This is a genomic window from Muriicola jejuensis (assembly GCF_010671595.1).
Classification (GTDB): domain Bacteria; phylum Bacteroidota; class Bacteroidia; order Flavobacteriales; family Flavobacteriaceae; genus Muriicola; species Muriicola jejuensis.
In genome coordinates, this window is sequence record NZ_JAABOP010000001.1 from 849,359 (window position 1) to 871,822 (window position 22,464).

Below are 22,464 nucleotides of genomic sequence, written 5' to 3' on the forward strand. Positions count from 1 at the left end.
GGAATTTGGAATTTGGAATTTGGAATTTATTATTGTTTGCGATGAGCAAGAATGATCGGCGGTTGTCCATTGAACGGGTTCACCATCCTCCCGATAGTCTTCGCCCCCATGCCCGAGGCGCGGATAACGCTCTTGTCGCCGAAGCGCTCCCGAAGCCGGTCCATGGCCGCGTAGAGGTTCAGGGCCTCCTCCGTGTCCTCGAACAGGTTGATCTGGTAATTCCCGGGTACCAGATGGCTGAACCTGATCCCGACCAGGCGGACCAGCATCCGTTTGTTGTACAGACTGTTGAACAGTTCCAGGATCCTGGGGATGAGGATATGGTCTGCGCTGGTGTAGGGGATGCGCATCTGTTTGGAGTAGGTGTTGAAATCCGAATAGCGCACCTTCACCGCGATACAGGCCGTGAGCTTTTCGCCCCGCCTCAACTGGTAGGCCAGGTTCTCCGTCATAGCGATCAGGATCCCCCTCAGCCTGACGACATCTATGGTATCCCTGTCGAAAGTGCGTTCGGTGGAGATGGATTTGCGGTCCGAAAAAGGGATGACCGGGGTGTTGTCTACCCCGTTGGCCCGCTTCCAGATCACCTTCCCGTTGGCCCCCAGTACGCGCTGCATCACATCCACGGGCATTTCCTGTATGGTCCTGACCTGTCTCAGGCCCAGGTTGCGCAGGATCTGGTAGGTCTTATCGCCCACCATGGGGATCTTCTTGATGGAGAGGGGAGCCAGAAAGGGCTTCTCATAACCGAGATCTACCTTGAGCTGGTTGTTGGGTTTGGCCTCGTTGGTGGCCACCTTGGAGACCACCTTGTTTACGGACAGGCCAAAGGAGATAGGCAGGCCCGTTTCCCTCATGATGGTCCTGCGCAGTTCGGATGCATAACGGTAGCAACCAAAAAAACGGTCCATGCCTGAGAGGTCTGCATAAAACTCGTCAATGCTCGATTTTTCGAAGACGGGGACCTTCTCTTTGATGATCTCGGTCACCAGGTCCGAATGCTTGCTGTAGGTCCCGGCATTGCCGCGTATCACCACCGCCTCCGGGCAGAGTTCCCGCGCCATCTTCATGGGCATGCCGGAATGCACCCCGAAGCCCCGGGTCTCGTAGCTGCACGCAGCCACCACACCCCGGTCACTGGTGCCCCCTACCAGGATGGGTTTATTTTTGAGCTCGCTGTTGATGAGTCGCTCCACAGACACAAAAAACGTGTCGAGATCCAGATGTAAAATCGTCTTTTGCATACGGTCGAAAAAGGATAGCTAAAATATGGAATATTTCCATGTATTTGGATTTTTTCCATGTTAAAATTCGTATGCTAAAAGAAAAAGGCCGTACACCTGGTGTGTACGGCCTGTACGAATATTGGGACCGTTTGGCCCACCCTGCTCTAGAGCGACTGAAAAGCCTGAATGATCAGGAACACCATAAAAGAGATGAACAGGCATCCCACCAGGATGAACAGGTCGATCAGGTCAAACTTTTTCCGCATGGGGCAGGTAATTCAGATTCTGTCTTTAGTCGAAGGGAAACCCGGTGAAGAGGCGGAACACGAAAGCGTACAGCACCACCAGGAACATGATAAAGCTAAACCAGGCAAAGATTTTAAAGAATTTCCTGACGAAAAAAATCTCCAGTGCCTTGAAAGCTTCCACGTAAATCTCCCTCATGAGTAATAGTGTCTTCATATAGTACAATTTTCATTTCAATAGTACTCACAAAGCTACCGGGCACACCATTGGGATACAGAACTTTTAGCCGACCGATGTTGAAAGTTGGACCAACCGCAGGGTGCCGGAAGATCACCGAAAGAAAGTACCGTTCATCGAGACCTGTCGAATTGCCCTGAGCAGATGTATAGCAGGAGTTAATCGACAAACTGCAGGGCGACATCCCCCAGCCAAATGCCTAGGGAATACAGATAAGGAATTAGTCCAGATGAGGGCTGCTGAACCCGAGGCGGGAAAGCCCGGTTTTCAATTCAGGGCATGACATAAAGAGTTCCCTCAACAACCCGGTCCGGTAATTCTCGATCATCATAACGATCGGGGGCTCACCTCTGCGGGATCCTGGCCTTTTTCCGAACACATCAGGAAAGAAGCTATCATCAGTTCCCCCATAAAATTAAGACAAGGCCTTTATGATGTTTCACTCTGTATAATTTGCGTTCAATGTAAAGTTAGGCGATAATCCTGACGGATATCATAGTTCTCCATGGCATTATATCATATTTTTCGGATCCAATCTTTTAGAGTTGAAAAAGAAGCGTAAAATACTGTACTGGTCTCCCAGGGTCCTAGGGATCCTGGCCATCCTCTTTATAAGCATTTTCGCACTCGATGCCTTCGAACCGGGCCTGACGCTCTGGCAACAGCTCGGGGCCTTCCTCATCCACCTTATCCCGTCGTTCGTCTTGCTCCTGCTTCTGCTAATTGCATGGAAACGGGAAATGCTGGGAGGTATACTCTTCTTCATCCTGGGTCTGGTGCTGAGTCCGGTCGTCTTCACCCTGAATTACAACATGAACCATTCGGTTTGGATGAGTCTCGGGATCATTGGGGTTATTACCATCCCCTTCGTGATCACAGGTGCGCTATTCGTGGCTAATGCCATGCAAAAAGAAGGTGGCGTCTGAAGAAGACCCCGCCCACCCACTGCGCGAAGAGTGTCACTTCGTAGAAATTTTCCGACCAATTATGATCACAAAAGTGCGAAGTTTACAACTTCGCACAGCGTAGCACATCAAAAATCGCCGGGATTGCTTGCCTGACGGCAAGCTTCCCTTCGAGCTCGTTTTGAAAACCGCAAAAAGAAGTATTTCGTTTACTTCTCAATAAAACCCGCTGCACAACTCATGCATCAAAACTCGCTGGGATTGCTTGCCTGACGGCAAGCTTCCCTTCGAGCTCGTTTTGAAAACCACAAAAGCAAGCATTTCGTTCACTTCAAAAAAAGAAGCGAGCTTCTTTTTTTGAAGCTCGCTCATACTTCCACTCTTTTGTGGTTTATCCGTACCTCGGGTGGGAATCGAACCCACACGATATTGCTATCACTGGATTTTGAATCCAGCGCGTCTACCAATTCCGCCACCGAGGCAAATGGGTTTGCAAAGCTAAAAAATAATTTGTTTTGAGCCCTTAAAATTCTGCCCATTAATCGGCCTTTACACAAATATTTGTTTAAATTTGCACCTCCTTTGTAAAAAGGCGCCCTAAAAAACTAGCGAACAAGGATTTAGACATGCCGTACCAAGTGCCCGAACCGAAAATATTTGCCTGTACCCAGAGTATGGAACTGGGGCAAAAAATCGCCAAATCCTACGGGACGGATCTGGGGAAGGTATTGTTTTCACGCTACAGCGACGGGGAATTCCAACCCTCCTTCGAGGAGTCTATACGAGGTACCCGCATCTTTATCATCGGCTCTACTCATCCGGGCCCGGAAAACCTGATGGAGATGCTACTGATGATCGATGCTGCCAAAAGGGCCTCGGCCAGGCATATCACCGCTGTAATGCCCTATTTCGGGTGGGCCCGCCAGGACCGCAAAGACAAGCCCCGGGTACCCATAGCCGCTAAACTGGTCGCGAAAATGCTGGAGACCGCAGGTGCCACACGCATCATTACCATGGACCTGCATGCAGACCAGATACAGGGTTTTTTCGAAAAGCCGGTAGACCATTTGTTTGCCTCTACCCTCTTCCTGCCCTACCTGGAAAAACTCAAGCTGAAGAACCTCACCATCGCCTCCCCTGACATGGGTGGATCCAAAAGGGCATATGCCTATTCCAAGGCCCTTTCCAGCGATGTGGTGATCTGCTATAAACAACGGGCCAAGGCCAACAAGATCTCCCATATGGAACTCATTGGGGAGGTCAAAGACAGGAATGTGGTCCTCGTAGACGATATGGTAGATACCGCCGGCACACTCACCAAGGCGGCAGACCTCATGATGGAACGCGGAGCCCTGAGTGTGCGCGCCATCACCACACACGGATTGCTGTCTGGCAATGCGTATGAAAGAATTCAGAAGTCGAAATTACAGGAACTCATCATTACGGATTCCATCCCGACTCACGCCAAAAGCGATAAAATAAAGGTATTGAGCTGCGCAGATCTCTTCGCAGATGTGATGCACCGGGTGCACCACAACACCTCGATCGCTTCAAAATTCATCATGTAAATATCAATTTAAATCTAAATAATGAAGTCAATTACAATCAAAGGATCAGAAAGAGAAAGCGTGGGCAAGAAGGCAACGAAGGCCCTACGTAATGCTGGAAAGGTCCCTTGCGTGGTATACGGAGGGGAACAGCCATTGCACTTTGCAGCAGATGAACTATCGTTCAGAGACCTGGTGTACACCCCCAACGCCCACACTGTTGTGGTTGAACTGGAAGGCGGGAAGAAGGTGAATGCCATCATGCAGGACATTCAATTCCATCCGGTAACGGATAGCATCCTGCACATCGATTTCTATCAGCTGTTCGAGGACAAGGAACTCACCATGAACATTCCCGTTCGTCTGCACGGGAATTCTCCAGGGGTAAGGAACGGGGGTCGACTCCTCTTCAGGAAAAGGAAACTGGCCATCAGGGCGCTTCCTGCAAACCTGCCGGATTTCTTCGACATCGATATTTCTACCCTCAAGATCGGGGACAACATCACCGTTGAATCCCTGCTGAACGACAAATTCACCATCCTCCATCCCGATACTACGGTTGTGGTACAGGTTAAGATGGCCCGTGCCGCTGTGGTGGTCGAGGAAGAAGGTGATGATGAAGAACTGGAAGGCGCTGAAGCGACTGCAGAAGGAGAAGCTGCTCCTGCTGAAGCTGCTGAAGCCTCTGCTGAAGAGAAGGAATAATTTTTACGAGAACATTCAAAAAGCATCCCGGGTCCAATCTTGGGATGCTTTTGTATTTTAGCCGGGTGAGTTTCCTAATATGCGCTCTTTATTCTCATTCCTTTTCGGCAAATCTTCAACCCTTCTAAACGAAGAAGACCCCATGAAAAAATATCTGATCGCAGGCCTTGGCAATATTGGATTGGAATACGTCCACACCAGGCATAATATAGGCTTCCAGGTGCTGGATGCTCTTGCCGGAAAAAAAGAAATTAGCTTTGCCCCCAACAAACTGGGGGACACTGCGTCCTTCAAGATCAAGGGGCGTAGCGTGCTCCTGCTGAAGCCTTCCACCTTTATGAATCGCAGCGGTAAAGCCGTTCACTACTGGCTGGAAAAGGAGAAGATTCCCCTGGAACACCTTTTGATCATCACCGATGATATCAACCTTCCTTTTGGCACCCTTCGACTAAAGACCAAGGGAAGCGACGGAGGTCATAACGGCCTGGCAGATGTGCAACAAACCCTCCAGACCGCTACTTACAACCGGCTCCGGTTCGGACTCGGGTCTGATTTCCCCAAAGGCAGACAGGTAGAATACGTCCTGGGAAGATGGAATGAGGAAGAGGACAAAGCCTTGCCAGAGCGACTGGACAGGTGCGCTTCTCTCATAGAATCCTTTGTACTACAGGGGGTGAACATCACCATGAATACCTTCAACAACACCTGATCACCGGATCACCCTGAAGGAATACACCCCTGAATCCGAGATATTCCCGGCCCTGTCGAGAGTGAGTACCTTCCAGTAATAGACCGTATCAATAGCCACACTGGCCTTTACCTGGGTGATACTCACCGAAGGGGAAGCCACCAGCTGCTGGGGGTCGGGATCCGTATCCAGGTAGACCTCGTAGGATTGGATATCATTATCGGCGTCGCCACTCGTCCATTTAAGCGTAATCTCATTGTTGAGGTCCCTGACCACAGGTGTACCGGATGCCGGCTCAATCAACTGGGCCGGAAAGGGCGGATAGGTAGTCTGGGTCCCGGCATTGTAGAAGAACCATTCCTCACTGAATCCGATCTCCTGTGTCTCCGTATTCCTTGTGGTGATCCTCCATTTATAGGGAGTACCTTTTAGGACGGGTACAAAGGAACTGAGGGCAGTGGTCGGGGCGTTGGTGATGGACAGGCCGGTAAGGACGTTTGTCACCTTTAATTCATAGGTGTCTGCGTACCGGGCTTCCTGCCATCTGAATTCGACCTGACTCGTATTATTGTTCAGGCTCACACCCGTAGTACACTCGGAATTCTGCAAGGGAAAACTCAGCAAGGCGGCCTCGGGTGGTTTGGGTGAATCCTTCCCGCAAGCCATCGCCAAAATCCCCAGGTATAAAACAAATTCTTTTCTCATCGCTTTATGACCTTAGTTGAATAGTTGATATACTCCCCGCTTACCCTGAGCAGATATACACCCGCCGGCAAACTGCCGAGTTCCATCCGTATGGATTCTTCTCCGCCCGCATACTGTGCGCTGTGCACCAACTGCCCAAGGAGGTTGTAAATATTTACTTGAATCCTTTCACCCACCGGGGGTACAAATACCTCCAATTCTCCCTGGAACGGGTTGGGGTATACCACCGGATCCCGGCCTACCAGGACCACTTCTTCATATACTCCCTGGCAGGACAACGCACCTGTGACCTTGATAGTATTTAATCCTGTCTTAAGGTTAAGGGTGTATTCCGCACCGGTCGTTTGGGTCAGGATTCCGTTTAGTTCCACATTGTAAAATTGAGACCCGCTGAGGCTGAGGGTGGCCCGAGATGCATCGGGATCCAGTGAGATGAGCACAGAGAGAGGATCAGGTTCGGAGATGACAAAATCAAAACAAAATTCCTCATAGGTGATGCTTCCATCCGTGCCGTTAATACAGGCCGTATAATTTCCAGCAGACAGGTTTGTCAATTCAAAGGTGTTGTTGAAAGCGGAGGTCTCATTGATTCCATTCCCTGTGATGGAGAGGGAGTAGTCCAGAGCCGCATTTGCCGTGATCCGGATCACCCCGTCATTATTGCTTATACAGGACTCACTGGTAAGCTGTACGTTGAAATTGTTCTGCTCAAAGCGGTACACCGGGCATCCGTTTGCGTTAACCTCCGTATTCGGGGGCGTTCCCAGGCAGAGGTCGTCTCCGTCATCAAAAACGTTATCCCCGTCCGCATCAGGCCTGAATACGCCCTCCACACAGAGCTCCAGAGTAAAGTCCTGTATAAGTCCGCCATCGGCAGGGGCCGTATCCCTGACCAGCAAAATCCACTCTCCGAAAGAGGATTCCCCATTGAAGGAGGCCAGGGATCCCAGGGGTTTTACCGTACCACTGATGGCAGGGTTGCCCCCACAGACAAAAGGAGGTGCATCGTCGTCAAAAACTGCATTGACATTTTCCAGCTGTCCACAGGAATTGGAGGTCAGGATAACCTCGGTACCGGCCGGTGAGATCAGGCTGATGATGAGGTCGGATAAAAAGGTGTGATCGATATTTAAAGAGACATTGATATCCGCCACAGGCAGGTCATCCACCACAAGTATTCTAGCCTGTACCGTTGGCGTACCCGTTGAGGAGATGGATACCGGCAGACCCTGGGCGCTTTTGAATTTGCAGTTTACCGGCAGGGTTGTAAAACTGAAGGCACTTCCATAGACTCCTTCCCCGCAGTTTGTAACCGGTTTAACCCTCCAGTAATAGGTGGTTTCGGGCAACAGGGCCTCCGCTGTATAACTCTTGTCGATAATCCTGGCAGACTGTACGATGTTCGTGAATGAGGGGTCTGAAGCTATCTGTACATCATAGGTATTGTTGATGGCCGGAGTGTCCCAGCTCAGGATTGGCCTCAGCGGTATTCCTGAGGAGGAATTCGCGGGACTCAGAAGAGTGACCTCCGGGAATTCTGTGTCGAAGACATTCAGGAGCACGGTAACCTCCTGGGTAAAGGATGGGGCTGTTGCTCTGATCTGTATGGGATATTGACCCTCTGCAACGGAGGAGGTATTGGAGATGGTCAGGTCTACCGGGGTTCCGTTGGCAGTAGCGGTCCCGGGCAGGAAGCTCGCCCCTAGTCCACCGGGTAAGCCGACAGCACTGAAGGTCACCTCCTCATTAAAACCCCCGTAGGTCTGGTACACAAACGGAATGACCTCGTCTGCCGGCTGGCAGACGTCAAAGGCCAGGTCCTCCAACTGGAGTACAAAGGGAGATTCCTCAATGGTGAAATTGGTACTGTTCAGCGCGAAGAACACATTCTGCAGGCCTTTAACCATGATCCGGGCCGTAGAGGTGGCATCCCCCGGCAGCAATACCTCATGAGATCCATCGTTCTCCGCCTTATCTGACAGGACGATCGGAAAGGTGAGGCCTCCGTCAAGAGACAGGAGGATTTCTACGAATTGAGCATTTATTGGTGGGGAGTTGGTGTTGGCCACATCCCAGGTCACGGTTTGAACGGTCCCGGCACTATAGGTCTCAGATGCAGACTGAGAGAGAACCGTAAAAGGCCCGGCCGCATTGCTGACACGTATATTCAACACATCAGAAGCGACCTGCCCCCCTTCCGCTGCATTGTCCCTTACAGTCAGGGCAAAATTCATCTCCCTCTGTACATTGGAAACGGATTCCCAGGCAGAGTTGATGGGCGGATTGGTCTGCGTTAACTGACCCTGTACCACTCGGGAAAGCCTTGGGAAGTATCGTTTCGGGGAGGTGGTTGGCGGCAGGGATCGGAAATTGGCCCCACTGGCATTCTGGGGGCCGAAAGTACTGGTGGTGACCACCCCGTTGTCTATCTGTTCCCAAGTGTAGGTTAGCACGTCTGATGGGTCGGGGTCAGAGGCTACACCGGACAGGACAAATGCGGTACCCTTCGGAATCACATAGTCTTCAGATGGGGTAATTACAGGGGGTGAGTTGGCAATTGCGGTCTCCACCGCACAGCTGGTGGTAAGGACATAGGCCGAGATCTGAAAGATGCTGTAATAGTGAAAATAATCATCTCCGTTACTCTGAACATTCTCCCCCTGAACTATTCCCGCGTATCCCATAATCGTGGAACCGCTGGCGGGCTCTGCCTGTACTCCGGTCCCTTCGGAATCGAATGACCAGGTGTGATTGGCCCCGAACTGGTGGCCCAGTTCATGAGACACATAATCCAGGTCGAACAGGTCTCCTTGCGGGTTCAGGGCTGCCGAATAGGCACTTCCCTTCTGGTTGGTCCGGCAAACCGACCCGATAAAACCGGCATTCCCCCCATTGGTATCTTCGTGGAACAGGTGCCCTACGTCGTAATTGAGGTCGCCTATCAAATTGTTTAGGGTGGTTTGTACCTCTGAATTGAGATTCGCCTGGTAAGGATCTGTCTCCGGATTCGTATAGATAACCAGATCATTGTCAGCAACCAGTTCCAGGGTGATGCCCAGATCCGTGATGAATACTTCGTTCACCCTGGTGAGCGTGGCATTGATGGCAGCCAGGGCATCTGCGACCGTTCCCCCGTGATACTGAGTGTATTCTCCTGTGGCAGAAACAGCAATCCTGTATTTCCTCAGGCGCTGATCATCAACGAGTTTGGCCGTACTTTCCCGGGCAGATTCCATCCGTTTGTCCTCAGTGGCACACACGAATTTATCGGCTTCCCCAGAATCCCCTTTCCGGTTGTAGAGGACGTACTCCTCTGACTGGCGGGTAACCCTCTGCATAAACCACTTTCTCTCTTCTCCCGAAATGACGAACATGGCTTCGATCCCGTTTTGTGAGACACTGAAGCGAACCCTCTTGTTGGGATCATTTACAGCCGTACCAGTGAAGGATCTGATCTGTGGATACCGGGCTGTGAGCCCCGGGTCAAAAACGGGGGTTTCTTCCACCGTATACGCCTCCAGTCTACCCTCGGGGGAAGGGAAAAATACCTGAGTCTTGTCAGTTGTTTTGGAAGTGATACGGGTGAGTTCCCTGTTGAGGTTTTCATTCTCCAGGGAATAAAATCGAAGTTGTTGGTCGTTCAGCCTTTCAATATCCGGGGGCAGGAGTTCGTTCTTTACCTCGGCGGGTTGCCAGTATCCCGTTTGCCCTGCAGCGTAAAAGCAGGCAAATAACATGGTTATTGGCAAAACAAGACGTAGTTTTGTCGTCATTCGGGGACTTTAAAAAATTAAAAATAAGTTTTTTTATTTTTCCAGCGAGTGATTACAGTCCAAAGCATTTCTAAATACGATAAAAACCAGGCCTCGGTCATAACCATAGGTACTTTTGACGGGGTCCATATTGGCCACAGGCTTATCCTGGAGCGCCTCATAAATGATGCCAGAATGAATAAGCGGGTGGCTATCGTACTGACCTTTTTCCCCCACCCCAGGATGGTTCTGCAGAAGGACACAGATCTGAAACTCCTCAATACCATCGAAGAAAAAAAGCAGATTCTCGACAGTCTCGGTATAGATTATCTCATCATCCAGCCCTTTACCAAGACCTTTTCCAGGCTGAGCGCAACGGCCTTTGTCAGGGATGTCCTGGTCAATGCGCTTCATACCAAAAAAGTCATCATTGGATATGACCACCGTTTCGGGCGTAACCGGAACGCCAATATCAACGACCTTATCGCCTTTGGCAACGCCCTTGATTTTGAGGTGGAGGAGATCCCGGCTCAGGAAATAGAAGCCGTTGCGGTGAGTTCTACTAAGATCAGGAATGCTCTGCTCCAGGGGGATGTGGCCACGGCCAATGCCTACCTGGGCTACGACTTTATGCTCACTGGAAAGGTCATCAAGGGGAAAGGCCTGGGTAAACAGCTCGGTTATCCCACGGCTAATTTAAAGATCGAAGAATCCTATAAGCTGATCCCTAAAAACGGGGTGTATGTAGTCAGGAGTACCCTTATGGGGCGAACCGTTCACGGGATGATGAACATAGGGTACAACCCCACCGTAAACGGTCAGGAGCACGGCATTGAGGTCCATTTCTTCGATTTGGACACAGACCTTTACCATCAAACCATACAGGTCCATATCCTGGAGTGGATCCGGGAGGAACAAAAGTTCAACTCCCTGGACGACCTGAAGGATCAATTGTCCAGGGACACGGAGAGCGCGAAACGTATAATTTCGGGTTAAATGTGGCAGCAGGCGTTATTTAAAAGGGTAGACAACACTCCCCTAATCGTCTTCAGGATCTTTTTTGGACTGCTGATCAGCTTCGAATGTTTTGGTGCCATCCTCACAGGCTGGGTGCGAAGGGTCTTTATTGAACCGGCCTTCACTTTTACTTTCATAGGTTTTGAATGGCTGCAACCCCTGCCGGGAAACTGGATGTATTTGTACTTTGCACTCATGGGTACCCTGGGCCTTTGCATCGCCCTTGGTTATAAATACCGGTGGAGTATCATAACCTTCACCCTGATGTGGACCGCGGTCTACCTCATGCAAAAAACCGCCTATAACAACCATTACTACCTGCTCATCCTCATCTCCTTCCTGATGTGTTTCACACCGGCAGAGCGATATGCTTCCCTCGACAGCAGGAAAAACCCAACCCTGCTTTCCAACCATATGCCTGCCTGGGTGAGGTGGACCGTGATCTTCCAGTTGTTTATAGTTTATACCTACGCAGCCATCGCCAAGCTTTATGGAGACTGGCTCGATTTCTCCATCATTGCCATCCTTCTAAAGGGAAAGGCCTCCTATCCCCTCATTGGGGAGTGGCTGCAGCACCCCTGGGTGCATTATGTGGTAGGTGTTACGGGTATCGTGTTCGACATGCTGATCGTACCGGCCCTCCTCTGGAAACCCACAAGGAAATGGGCCTTCGGATTTTCTATCTTTTTCCACCTGTTCAATTCCATCGTGTTCCAGATCGGCATTTTCCCCTATCTGGCCCTGGCCTTTACAGTCTTTTTCTTTCCGCCTGAAACGATCCGCAGGATCTTCCTTCCGGGAAAAACCCCGTATGCAGGAGAAGAGATCCGCGTTCCTACATACAAAAAGCCTCTCCTGCTCGGCCTGGGGATCTATTTCATATTCCAGATCGGGCTGCCACTGCGCCATCACTTTATAGCGGATGACGTCCTTTGGACAGAGGAAGGCCACCGAATGAGCTGGAGGATGATGCTGAGGGCGCGATCCGGCCTGGTGCAGTTTATGGTCAGGGAAAATCAGACAGGGGAGACTTCCGTCGTTCATCCGGGTTTATACCTGAGTTCCCAACAGTTGGAAAAGGTATCCTGTTACCCGGACTATATCTGGCAGTTTGCCCAGTTCCTGCGAAAGGAATACGCCAAGGAAGGAAAGGAGGTCTCGGTCTTTGCCAAAGCACGCGTTAGCATCAACGGAAAGCCACTCCAGCCATTTACCGACCCTTCGGTGGACTTGGCCGCCGAAAAGTGGAGTCATTTCAAACACCATTCCTGGATCCTGCCATCCCCCCTCAGATCGGATTGAAATTCCCTGGCAGGCGGTCCCTTCGATTTCGCCAATTAAGCGTAAATTTGTGCCCTAATCTCAGGTGAATGCTAGTATTACAAACCGTACGGGAAAACAGGGAAGACCTTATCAAGGCGCTGAAAAAAAGGAATCTTGATGCAGAGCCCCTGCTCAACCAGGTTTCCGAACTCGATGAAAAACGCAGGGCCATTCAAACGCGAATGGACGCAACCCTGGCCCAGCTGAATGCCACCTCAAAGGAGATCGGGATCCTGTTCAAATCCGGGAAAGCCAAAGAAGCACAGGAACTCAAGGAGAGATCTGCACAGTTCAAAGAAGAATCCAAAAAACTGGGAGAGGAGTTAAATGAAGTGACCTCGGCACTGGACCAGGCCCTCTATCTCATCCCCAATGTACCCCACCACCTGGTCCCTGCCGGAAATTCTTCTGAGGACAATGAGGAGGTCATGAGGGAAGGGGACATTCCTGTTCTCATGGAGGGAGCACTACCCCACTGGGAACTCGCTAAAAAATACGACATCATTGACTTTGAGCTGGGCGTAAAGATCACAGGGGCAGGTTTCCCTGTGTACAAGGGAAAAGGCGCTAAATTACAACGCGCCCTAATCACCTACTTCCTGGACCGGAATACAGCCGCGGGATACCAGGAGATACAGGTCCCACACCTGGTGAATGCAGCCTCAGGTTTTGGTACGGGTCAGCTCCCCGACAAGGAAGGCCAGATGTATCACGTGACGGCAGACGACCTCTACCTTATCCCTACCGCGGAGGTGCCTGTGACGAATATACTCAGGGATACCATCCTCCAGGCAAAGGACCTGCCTGTTTGTTATACGGGATATACCCCTTGTTTCAGGCGGGAAGCGGGCAGTTACGGGTCGCATGTACGCGGACTCAACCGCCTGCACCAATTTGACAAGGTTGAGATCGTGCGGGTTGAGGAACCTTCTAATTCCTACAAAGCCCTGGACGCCATGGTAGAACACGTCAAAGGCATTTTGAGAGAGCTGAAACTACCCTACCGGGTGCTGCGCCTCTGCGGAGGCGACCTGGGGTTCACCTCCGCCCTTACCTACGATTTCGAGGTTTTCTCCACAGCACAGGACAAATGGCTGGAGATCAGCTCAGTATCCAATTTTGAGACCTATCAGGCCAACCGCCTGAAACTCAGGTACAGGGATGAAAACGGAAAGACCCAGTTGGCCCATACCCTCAACGGCAGCTCCCTGGCTCTCCCAAGGGTACTGGCAGGGATCCTGGAGAACTACCAGACGGAAAAGGGCATCAAAGTTCCGGAGGTCCTCATACCCTACACGGGTTTTGACATCATAGATTAAGATTTCCTAAATAGTATTTCTTCCCTGATTGGATTACCTTTGAGTTAGATCCATGAAGAAGACCTTTGTTTTATGGTTATGCCTTGTTCTTTCCTTCCCTTTGTGGGGTCAGGATGATTTCCTTGCCAAACAATACCTGAACAACGGGGAATACGAGAAAGCCATGGCCTTTTATGAACGCCTCGTAGCACAGAATCCGAGGAGGATGGACTTTGCAGAGAACCTGGTGAATTGTTACCAGCAACTGGAGGAATACGCCAAGGCTGAGGCATTTTTGCAGGGCAGGATCGCCACGGGCAGTGCCTACCCCACCATTTACATAGACCTCGGATATAATTACCGGCTGCAGAACAAGGTCGATCAGGCGCTATCGAACTACGAGAAGGCCCTGGAGGCCATTGAGAAGAACCCCAACTACGGCTACGGAATAGGCGTGGGTTTTCAGCGTTATGCCCTTTTGGATTATGCCCTGAAAGCCTATGAAAGGGCTATGGAACTCAATCCTGATCTGGACTATCACTTTCAGATCGCCCTGATCTATGGGGAACAGGGAAATATTGAAAAAATGTTTCAGGCCTATTTGGAACTTCTGGGCAATGGCAGGGCCAGTATTGGCAATGTCCTTGGCAAGATCGGTGATTTTATCAGTGAAGACCCCACCGCAGAGAACAACCAATTGCTGAAGAAGGTAGTACTGGAAAAAGCACAAAAGGAACCCGCCATTTTGTGGAATGAGATGCTGAGCTGGTTGTTTGTACAGCAAAGGCAGTTCAACTCGGCCTTCCTGCAGGAAAAGGCCATATACAAGAGGACCGGTGAAGCCTCCATGGAAAGGGTGATCTCCCTCGGCAACAATGCCCTTAATGAGGGATCTTCCTCCGTTGCATCCGAAATATTCAGCTATATAGAAAAGAACAGCAACGATCCCGTCACAAAGCTGAATGCCCAGCTCAACCTCATAGACATCGAGCTCCTCACAGCCTCTCCAAAGGACTTTCCCGGTATAGAAAAGCAGTTCCAGGAACTCGTCACCACCTATGGGTATCAAGCCAATACCTTGCAACTACAGGTCGCCTATGCGAATTTCCTGACCTTTAAGCTGGGTGAATCAGCCAAGGCCATCCCCATCCTGAAAAGATCCCTGGAACTCCCTTTGCCGAAATACGCAGAAGCCTACATCAAAATGGCCCTGGGGGATATCCTGGTCTTTGATCAGCGCTTTAACGAGGCCCTTATCTATTTTTCCCAGATCCAGAAAAGCCTTAAGAACGATATCCTCGGGCAGGAAGCCAGGTTCAAGGTGGCCCAGACCAGTTTCTACAAAGGGGATTTCCAGTGGGCACTGACCCAGTTGAAGGTGCTGAGAGGCTCCACCTCACAGCTCACGGCCAACGATGCCATGCAGCTTAGTTTGCTGATCTCTGACAACTCCCTGGAAGATTCTACCCAAACTGCCCTGAAGAAATATGCCCGGGCAGACCTGCTCGCCTATCAAAACAAAAAGCGAGAAGCCATTGCGGTCCTGGACGAGATCCTGCTTCAGCACAAAGGTGAGAGCATTGAGGACGAAGCCTTATTGAAGCAGGCACAATTGCTGGCCGAAGCAGGGGACTACGATGCAGCCCTCTTTAATTACACGAAGATCATAGAATTCTACGCGGACGACATCCTTGCAGATGATGCCCATTTCGCCATGGCCGAATTATTCAGAACGGTGCTGGATCAGCCTGAAAAGGCCAAATACCATTACGAGCAGATCCTGTACAAATACCAGGACAGTTATTTTTTCCCCCAGGCCAGGAAGTATTTCAGGATCCTCAGAGGGGATGTGATCAATTAAAAAGGCCTTTATGCTGATATACAATGTGACCCTGCACGTGGAAAATTCTATCCTTGCCCATTGGCTCGACTGGATGAAATCCACCCATATCCCCGAAGTGCTGGCCACCGGTAAATTTCTGGAAGCTACCATGACCAGGATCCTCTCAGAGGAGGATACCGGGGGCACCTCCTATTCGGTGCAGTATAAGACCAGGGACCGCGACACCCTTGAACGCTACTACAGGGAAGATGCCCCGAGACTTAGAAAGGAGACCGAGAAACTATTCGGGGATTCCGTTATCGCATTCAGGACAGAACTGGAGGTCCTGACCATTGAGAAAGCCCCTATGAAAAGTGCCACGGCCTATCTTTTTTCCTATGGTACCCTGCAGGAATCAGATGTTCAGAAAATGATCTTCTCCCGCACCCTGAGAGGGATCAAGGACAGCCTGAGGTCACATACCCTTTCGGAGGAAATGGTGGGTGGACTCTACCCCACGATCCGAAGTTCAGAAAACACAGATGACAGCGTACATGGTTTCGTCTATGTCATCAGTGAAGAAGAGCTGACGCTGGTAGACGCCTATGAAGGAGAGGCCTATGAGAGGAAGCATGTAACCCTTGAATCAGGGATCAAAGCCTGGGTCTACCTCGGGAAAACCGGGTTTTAATCACAGTTTTCATGAGTAAACGAAACCGGAATTTTTCAGGCGGATCGAAGAGGAAGAGTCGGGCGCATGACCAGGACAAAGGGCCGGTGAGGGCCAAGAAACACCTGGGGCAGCATTTCCTGAAAAGCGAAGAGATCGCAAAAAGGATCGCCACCACCCTCTCTTTGGAAGGGTACAGGGATGTCCTGGAAATCGGGCCGGGTACCGGGGTACTGACCAAATATCTGCTTTTGAGGGATGTGGACCTGATTGCTATGGACCTCGATTCGGATTCTATCGTTTACCTCAACCACAGCTTTCCTCTGGAGCACCCTAAACTGGCAAAGAGAGAAGGTTCATTCAGGGTGGTGGAGGCTGATTTCCTCCAGTCAGACCTGAGTGAATACTTCGGGAACAGACCCTTCGCCATCATCGGCAATTTCCCCTACAACATCTCCACCCAGATCGTTTTTAAGTTGCTGGAGCACAGGAAACAAATCCCGGAATTCTCAGGCATGTTCCAAAAGGAGGTCGCCAAAAGGATATGCGAGCAGGAAGGAAGCAAGACCTATGGCATCCTCTCCGTCCTGGTGCAGGCATTTTACCACGCGGAATACCTCTTTACGGTACATCCCGAAGTCTTTGATCCCCCACCCAAGGTGCAGTCGGGCGTACTGAGGCTAAGGCGAAAAGAACAGCAGGAGATCGGCTGTGACGAGGCCCTGTTTTTCAGGGTGGTCAAGACCGCTTTTAACCAGAGGCGCAAGACCCTGAGGAACAGTTTAAAAACCATGAACCTCTCCGATAATCTCAAAGAAGATGCTATCTTTGACCGACGCCCGGAACAACTGGGTATTGCGGAATTTATTTCGCTGACAAGGAAGATAGCTGATGACACCCTTTAAGCTCACAGAGGAATTACTGCAAGAGATCGCGGAGCTCATTGATGCCCGAAAGGACGATGACCTGCGGGATCTCATGAAGGAGGTGCATTTTGCCGATGTGGCTGAGATCGCCAATGAACTCAACGAGGAACAGGCCACCTATCTCATCAAGCTCCTGGACAGTGATAAAACTTCCGATGTCCTCACGGAACTCGACGAGGATGTAAGGGAAGCCATCCTGAACAACCTTTCCTCCAAGGAAATTGCCGAAGAACTGGCGGAACTCGACACGGATGATGCCGCAGACATCATCGCAGAACTCCCCAAGGAGATCGTTCAGGAGGTCATCTCCGAGATCGAAGACAGGGAGCACGCCCGGCATATTGTTGACCTGCTGCGTTACGACGAGAACTCCGCAGGGGGTCTGATGGCCAAGGAGCTGGTGAAAGTGAATGAGAACTGGACCGTCCTCAGGTGTGTCAAGGAAATGAGGGCTCAGGCAGAGAATGTGACCCGTGTCCACTCCATCTACGTAGTCGATGACGAGGATAAATTAAAAGGCCGCCTCTCCCTGAAAGACCTGCTGACGACCTCCACGACCAACCCAATCAAGGACGTGTACATCCCCCAGGTAGATTTCGTAAACGTGAACGAAAAACCCGAGGAGGTAGCCAAGATCATGTCTAAATACGACCTGGAGGCCATCCCGGTGGTCGATGAGATCGGAAGGCTGGTTGGTAGGATCACGATTGACGACATTGTGGACGTGATCCGGGAAGAAGCGGAGAAGGATTACCAGCTTGCAGCCGGTATTTCCCAGGACGTGGAGGCCGATGACAGTATTTGGATCCTTACCCGGGCCAGGCTGCCCTGGTTGTTCCTGGGGCTTTTGGGCGGACTCGGGGCTGCCGCCATCATGGGGGGATTTGAGGAAATGATCAGCAAGCATGCCATCCTCTTTTTCTTTACCCCTCTCATAGCCGCTATGGCGGGAAATGTGGGCGTGCAATCCAGCGCCATCATCGTGCAGGGACTGGCGAACGACGACCTCAAAGGAAGTATTGGAAACAGGCTCATCAAGGAGATGTTCCTGGCACTGCTCAACGGTTTTGTACTGGCCGTTGTACTACTTTTCTTTACCTGGTTTTGGAAGGGGACCTTTGTCACCGCCCTGGCTATATCCATCTCCCTGATCACGGTCATCGTAGTGGCTGGAATCATAGGGACATTCACACCCCTATTTCTACACAAAAGAGGTATCGATCCCGCTATTGCCACGGGTCCTTTTATCACAACCAGCAATGATATTTTCGGGATCCTGATCTACTTTACCATTGCCAAGCTGCTGCTGGGCATCTGAATGTGATCGAAATATCATACCTTAATCCTGAAAAATTCGCCAGATCTATGCCTATAAAAGTTGGAGTTGTCCAGGACAGTCCCGTCTTTTTCGACAGGGACAAGACAATAGCCAAAATAGAAGAACTTCTAGACCGGTACGCAAGCCTGGAATGCGATCTTCTCGTGTTCCCGGAATCCTTTATCCCGGGATATCCGCGTGGATTCTCCTTTGGCGCCACAGTGGGTAACCGCACCGAAGAAGGCCGAAGGCTCTATGGCGCATACCACAAGAACAGCGTTGAACTCCGATCCAAGGAAGTCCGCAAACTCGAAGAACTATCCAAAAAACACAAGGCCTACCTGGTGATGGGCGTAACCGAGAAGAAAGACCTCAACGGCAGCCTTTACTGTTCCATGCTTTACATTTCACCCCTAAAAGGCTTGCTGGGGGTGCATCGGAAAATAAAGCCCACGGGCTCGGAAAGGATCATCTGGGACGAGGCAGCGGGAGAAGACCTGGTGACCTTTAAAACCGCGGTCGGGAAAATAGGCGGACTCATATGCTGGGAAAATTATATGCCTCTGGCGAGGATGGCCATGTACCGGCAGGGAGTTGAGATCTATATCGCCCCTACTGCAGATGCGAGAGAGTCCTGGATACCTACCATGAGGCATATTGCCCTGGAGGGCCGCTGCTTTGTCCTGGGATGCAATGAATACTATTCGGAGGCCATGCTGCCTGCGCAGTACAAGGATTTGCTCGAAGACACATCTGCTGTGAACTGTCCCGGGGGCAGCGTGATCGTTTCTCCGAGAGGGGAAATCCTGGCCGGACCCTTATGGGGAGAAGCAGGCATCCTTACGGCTACCCTCGACCTGGATGAGGTCACCGCCAGCAAGCTGGATTTTGATGTGAACGGTCATTATGGGAGGAATGACATCTTCCATCTTTCTGTCCTGGGTCAACCCCCTTTAAAGGATGAAAAATCAATCAAGTAATTACCCATGATTGCGATTAATTTAATGGAAAAATATTCCTTGATAAGCGAAACTTGGCATCCACACCAGATTGCCCGGGTGGATGACATGCATGTCTTACTGGCCAGGTTAAAAGGAGAGTTCGTCTGGCATGCGCACGAGGAGGAAGACGAATTGTTCCAGGTGCTACAAGGTACACTTTATATGCAGTTCAGGGACAGAACCGAGGTCGTCAGGGAAGGGGAGATCATCGTCGTACCCAGGGGGATAGAACACTGCCCGGCTACGAAGGATGGGGAGGAGGTCCTTGTTATGCTCTTCGAAAAGCAATCCACCGCCCATACCGGAAACGTACTGGACGCCAGGACCCAAACAGAATATCCAAAGATCTGAGCCCGTGAAAGTACTGCATCTGGATACGAACCATCCGCTTCTGATACGGCAACTTGCCGCCCTGGGTTGCCAAAATACGGAGGAATACAGCGCCCCCAAAAATGAGGTTGAAAAGATCATCCACGAATTTGAAGGGGTGATCATCCGCAGCCGATTCAAAATAGACAAGACTTTCCTGGAGAAAGCGACCCGATTGAAATTTATCGGGAGGGTCGGGGCCGGGCTTGAGAACATCGATGTGGATTACGCCCGGGAAAAGGGGATCTTTCTGGCGGCAGCGCCGGAAGGGAACCGGAATGCCGTGGGAGAGCAGGCCTTGGGAATGCTGCTGTCCCTGATGAACAACCTCAACAAGGCAGACCGGGAGGTACGCCAGGGGATCTGGGACCGGGAAGGCAACAGGGGCTGGGAACTGGATGGTAAGACCGTCGGGCTCATTGGCTACGGAAATACTGGCCAGGCATTTGCAAAGAAACTCTCCGGTTTTGATGTGGAGATCCTTTGCCATGACATCCTCGAGGGCGTAGGCAATGCATTTGCCAGGCAGGTGGGTATTGAGGAATTGCAGGAAAAAGCCGATGTGGTAAGCCTCCATGTCCCTCAGACATCCCTGACCCTGGGCATGGTGAACACCTCCTTTATCAAGAACTTCGCCAAGCCATTCTGGTTCCTGAATACGGCCAGGGGTAAGTGCGTAAAAACGGCAGATCTGGTGGAGGCCCTAAAGACGGGTAAGGTACTCGGCGCCGGACTCGACGTCCTGGAATACGAGAAGACCTCTTTTGAGGACCTCTTTGAAAAGGGAGCCATGCCAGAGGATTTCAAGTACCTGGTGAATTCGGATCGCGTCCTTCTGAGTCCGCATATCGCAGGTTGGACGCAGGAGAGCAAGGTAAAACTCGCCCAGACACTGGTTGACAAGATCAAGGCGAGATTTTTTGTATCTTAAAAGGCGGAATTTCAAAATCTCACACGAACACCAACATACGACCATGACCTATGACGCCAAAACCCCGGATGAATATGTTTCCCTCCTCCCGGAAGAACGGAAAGGACCTTTGGATTCCCTGAGAAAAACGATCCTTTCCCATCTGCCCAAAGGGTTTGAAGAGACCATGAGTTACGGCATGATAGGGTACGTGGTCCCCCATAGTCTGTACCCGGACGGGTACCACTGTTCCCCGGAATTACCTCTGCCTTTTATGAATATCGCTTCCCAGAAGAATTTCGTGGCCTTATACCACATGGGTCTGTACGCGCAGAAAGATCTGTTGGATTGGTTCACTGCAGAATATCCGAAATACGCCACCCGTAAACTGGATATGGGGAAAAGCTGTGTCCGATTCAAAAAGATGGACGATATCCCCCTGGATCTCATAGGGGAATTGTGCACTAAAATGTCTGTCCGGGAATGGATCGACCTCTATGAAAAAAATATAAAAAAGACATGAAAAACAGAGTGACAGGTTTGGGTGGTTTTTTCTTCAAGACCAAAGATCCTGGAAAGATCAGGGACTGGTACAAGGAGCACCTTGGGTTGAACACAGACCAGTACGGCTGTACTTTCTGGTGGAAAGACAAGGATGGGAACGACTGTTCTACACAATGGAGCCCTTTTAAGGAGGACACGAAGTACTTCGACCCCAGTGAAAAGCAATTTATGATGAACTTCCGGGTTGAGAACCTGGAGGAACTGCTGGCCGCCCTGAAGGAGGAAGGAGTGACCGTTGTCGGGAAGATGGAGGAATACGACTACGGGAAGTTTGGCTGGATCCTGGACCCGGAAGGGAACAAGATTGAATTGTGGGAACCAGTGGATTCTGCATTTCTTTGAAAACAAAAAATAAACTACATTTATTCTCATTCTAACCATAACAACAAACACTATGTCTGACGATAAGAAAGATCTGGGCGACAAGGCCAGGGAAGCCTTTGACGAAGCCAAGGAATCTGCTAAAAAAGCGGCAGAAGAAGCCAAGGAAACTGCGGGGGAGTTCAAGGAAGAGGCAAAAAAGACTGCGGAGGAATTCCGGGAGGGCCTCAAGACCGCGGGAGGTGATAACAAAAAGATCCTGGCCGGGATCCTGGCCATCCTCTTCGGTACCCTGGGAATCCATAAATTCATCCTCGGGTACAACAAGGAAGGGGTCATCCTCCTGGGTGTCACGCTCCTGGGTTATGCCACCACCTGTATTGGCGTTGGGTTCCTGTTTTTCTGGTTACCCGGGCTCATAGGGTTGATAGAAGGGATCATCTACCTGACCAAATCGGACGAAGAGTTCTACAACACCTACCAGGTCGGAAAAAAACCCTGGTTCTAAAGAAATTAAAGTCGGATTTTTTCAGTCCGACTTTTTTATTATCAATGTTTATCGTAATATTGCGATATACAAATATAACATGGGTCTTACCAAAACAGATATTTTCGACAGCAGGCAGAACAAACTGGCCGGGATCTTTAAGGTACTGGGTCATCCCGCACGGATTGCGATCCTCGAATATATCAGTAAACAAAATGCCTGTATCTGCAGCGATATCGTGGAGGAGGTTGGGCTGGCACAGCCTACGATCTCTCAGCACCTGAAGGAACTGAAACGTATCGGCCTTATAGAAGGGGAGATCGAGGGGAACAAAGTATGCTATTGCATTGCTCAGGACCGATGGAAAGAGATCCAGTCCTATCTGAACACTTTTTTTAATGAAACAGGTACCCACTGTTGCTAAAAC

At 50.6% G+C, this 22,464-nt stretch carries 22 protein-coding genes and 1 tRNA gene; 18 read left to right on the plus strand and 5 right to left on the minus strand.

All coding sequences use genetic code 11. The features are described 5' to 3' along the window. Positions 1–29 precede the first annotated feature (29 nt). Complete coding sequence (locus GWK09_RS03840) at positions 30–1,244, minus strand: DNA polymerase Y family protein (RefSeq protein WP_163691677.1); 1,215 nt, start codon at positions 1,242–1,244, stop codon at positions 30–32. A 273-nt stretch (positions 1,245–1,517) separates the two neighbouring features. Continuing rightward, on the minus strand, positions 1,518–1,688 hold the full coding sequence (locus GWK09_RS14930) for a DUF6747 family protein (RefSeq protein WP_204260355.1): 171 nt from the start codon (positions 1,686–1,688) through the stop codon (positions 1,518–1,520). 566 nt (positions 1,689–2,254) lie between these two features. Between GWK09_RS14930 and GWK09_RS03850 the strand changes: the two genes are divergently transcribed. Then, positions 2,255–2,635, plus strand: coding sequence for a DUF7670 domain-containing protein (locus tag GWK09_RS03850; RefSeq protein WP_163691679.1), 381 nt, complete (start codon positions 2,255–2,257; stop codon positions 2,633–2,635). 377 nt (positions 2,636–3,012) lie between these two features. On the opposite strand, the gene GWK09_RS03855 is transcribed toward GWK09_RS03850, so the two are convergent. Next, positions 3,013–3,096: transfer RNA gene (locus GWK09_RS03855), tRNA-Leu, on the minus strand. Positions 3,097–3,240: 144 nt separating this feature from the next. Here GWK09_RS03855 and GWK09_RS03860 point away from each other — a divergent pair. The 3 genes from GWK09_RS03860 (at position 3,241) to pth (ending at position 5,575) form a co-directional block, all read left to right on the plus strand. Further along, a complete protein-coding gene (locus GWK09_RS03860; protein ID WP_163691680.1) occupies positions 3,241–4,182 on the plus strand; it encodes a ribose-phosphate pyrophosphokinase in 942 nt (313 codons plus the stop codon). Between the two features lie 21 nt (positions 4,183–4,203). Further along, the gene (locus GWK09_RS03865) at positions 4,204–4,866 is read left to right on the plus strand and encodes a 50S ribosomal protein L25/general stress protein Ctc (RefSeq protein ID WP_163691681.1); all 663 of its coding nucleotides are present in this window, start codon (positions 4,204–4,206) and stop codon (positions 4,864–4,866) included. A 79-nt stretch (positions 4,867–4,945) separates the two neighbouring features. Further along, positions 4,946–5,575: an aminoacyl-tRNA hydrolase gene (pth, locus tag GWK09_RS03870; RefSeq protein WP_163691682.1), complete on the plus strand. Its 630-nt coding sequence runs from the start codon at positions 4,946–4,948 to the stop codon at positions 5,573–5,575. Here pth and GWK09_RS03875 read toward each other — a convergent pair whose 3' ends face one another. Together GWK09_RS03875 and GWK09_RS03880 are read right to left on the minus strand one after the other, a co-directional pair. Continuing rightward, entirely contained in the window at positions 5,576–6,259 is a 684-nt protein-coding gene (locus GWK09_RS03875; RefSeq protein WP_163691683.1) for a fibronectin type III domain-containing protein, read from the minus strand. It abuts the gene before it with no gap. Beyond that, positions 6,256–10,032 (minus strand): reprolysin-like metallopeptidase, encoded by a 3,777-nt coding sequence (locus tag GWK09_RS03880; protein WP_163691684.1) that lies wholly within the window; start codon positions 10,030–10,032, stop codon positions 6,256–6,258. Before GWK09_RS03880 ends, GWK09_RS03875 begins: the two co-directional genes overlap by 4 nt. 48 nt (positions 10,033–10,080) lie before the next feature. On the opposite strand from GWK09_RS03880, the gene GWK09_RS03885 reads away from it, so the two are divergent. The 14 genes from GWK09_RS03885 to GWK09_RS03950 all read left to right on the plus strand — a co-directional run bounded on the left by GWK09_RS03885 (position 10,081) and on the right by GWK09_RS03950 (position 22,461). After that, positions 10,081–11,007, plus strand: coding sequence for a bifunctional riboflavin kinase/FAD synthetase (locus GWK09_RS03885; RefSeq protein WP_163691685.1), 927 nt, complete (start codon positions 10,081–10,083; stop codon positions 11,005–11,007). Then, complete coding sequence (locus GWK09_RS03890) at positions 11,008–12,330, plus strand: HTTM domain-containing protein (protein ID WP_163691686.1); 1,323 nt, start codon at positions 11,008–11,010, stop codon at positions 12,328–12,330. Between the two features lie 68 nt (positions 12,331–12,398). After that, positions 12,399–13,670 (plus strand): serine--tRNA ligase, encoded by a 1,272-nt coding sequence (gene serS / locus GWK09_RS03895; RefSeq protein ID WP_163691687.1) that lies wholly within the window; start codon positions 12,399–12,401, stop codon positions 13,668–13,670. Between the two features lie 52 nt (positions 13,671–13,722). Continuing rightward, positions 13,723–15,510, plus strand: coding sequence for a tetratricopeptide repeat protein (locus GWK09_RS03900; RefSeq protein ID WP_163691688.1), 1,788 nt, complete (start codon positions 13,723–13,725; stop codon positions 15,508–15,510). Between the two features lie 10 nt (positions 15,511–15,520). Then, the gene (locus GWK09_RS15100) at positions 15,521–16,162 is read left to right on the plus strand and encodes a DUF4286 family protein (RefSeq protein ID WP_163691689.1); all 642 of its coding nucleotides are present in this window, start codon (positions 15,521–15,523) and stop codon (positions 16,160–16,162) included. An 11-nt stretch (positions 16,163–16,173) separates the two neighbouring features. Further along, on the plus strand, positions 16,174–17,046 hold the full coding sequence (gene rsmA, locus GWK09_RS03910) for a 16S rRNA (adenine(1518)-N(6)/adenine(1519)-N(6))-dimethyltransferase RsmA (protein WP_163691690.1): 873 nt from the start codon (positions 16,174–16,176) through the stop codon (positions 17,044–17,046). Continuing rightward, a complete protein-coding gene (gene mgtE / locus GWK09_RS03915) occupies positions 17,033–18,385 on the plus strand; it encodes a magnesium transporter (protein ID WP_163691691.1) in 1,353 nt (450 codons plus the stop codon). Before rsmA ends, mgtE begins: the two co-directional genes overlap by 14 nt. Before the next feature lie 47 nt (positions 18,386–18,432). Beyond that, positions 18,433–19,365 (plus strand): carbon-nitrogen hydrolase family protein, encoded by a 933-nt coding sequence (locus tag GWK09_RS03920; protein ID WP_163691692.1) that lies wholly within the window; start codon positions 18,433–18,435, stop codon positions 19,363–19,365. A 6-nt stretch (positions 19,366–19,371) separates the two neighbouring features. Beyond that, on the plus strand, positions 19,372–19,737 hold the full coding sequence (locus GWK09_RS03925) for a cupin domain-containing protein (protein ID WP_163691693.1): 366 nt from the start codon (positions 19,372–19,374) through the stop codon (positions 19,735–19,737). A gap of 4 nt (positions 19,738–19,741) precedes the next feature. Beyond that, entirely contained in the window at positions 19,742–20,686 is a 945-nt protein-coding gene (locus GWK09_RS03930; protein WP_283401222.1) for a 2-hydroxyacid dehydrogenase, read from the plus strand. Between the two features lie 43 nt (positions 20,687–20,729). Beyond that, a complete protein-coding gene (locus GWK09_RS03935) occupies positions 20,730–21,188 on the plus strand; it encodes a DUF1801 domain-containing protein (protein ID WP_163691695.1) in 459 nt (152 codons plus the stop codon). Continuing rightward, positions 21,185–21,571 carry a VOC family protein gene (locus tag GWK09_RS03940; protein WP_163691696.1) on the plus strand — a complete coding sequence of 129 codons (387 nt, stop codon included), beginning with the start codon at positions 21,185–21,187 and terminating at the stop codon, positions 21,569–21,571. The genes GWK09_RS03935 and GWK09_RS03940 overlap by 4 nt, the downstream gene beginning before the upstream one ends. Positions 21,572–21,623: 52 nt before the next feature. After that, positions 21,624–22,058, plus strand: a complete 435-nt coding sequence (locus tag GWK09_RS03945) for a TM2 domain-containing protein (protein ID WP_163691697.1) — start codon at positions 21,624–21,626, stop codon at positions 22,056–22,058. A gap of 79 nt (positions 22,059–22,137) precedes the next feature. Further along, positions 22,138–22,461 (plus strand): ArsR/SmtB family transcription factor, encoded by a 324-nt coding sequence (locus tag GWK09_RS03950; RefSeq protein ID WP_163691698.1) that lies wholly within the window; start codon positions 22,138–22,140, stop codon positions 22,459–22,461. The last annotated feature ends 3 nt before the right edge of the window (positions 22,462–22,464 follow it).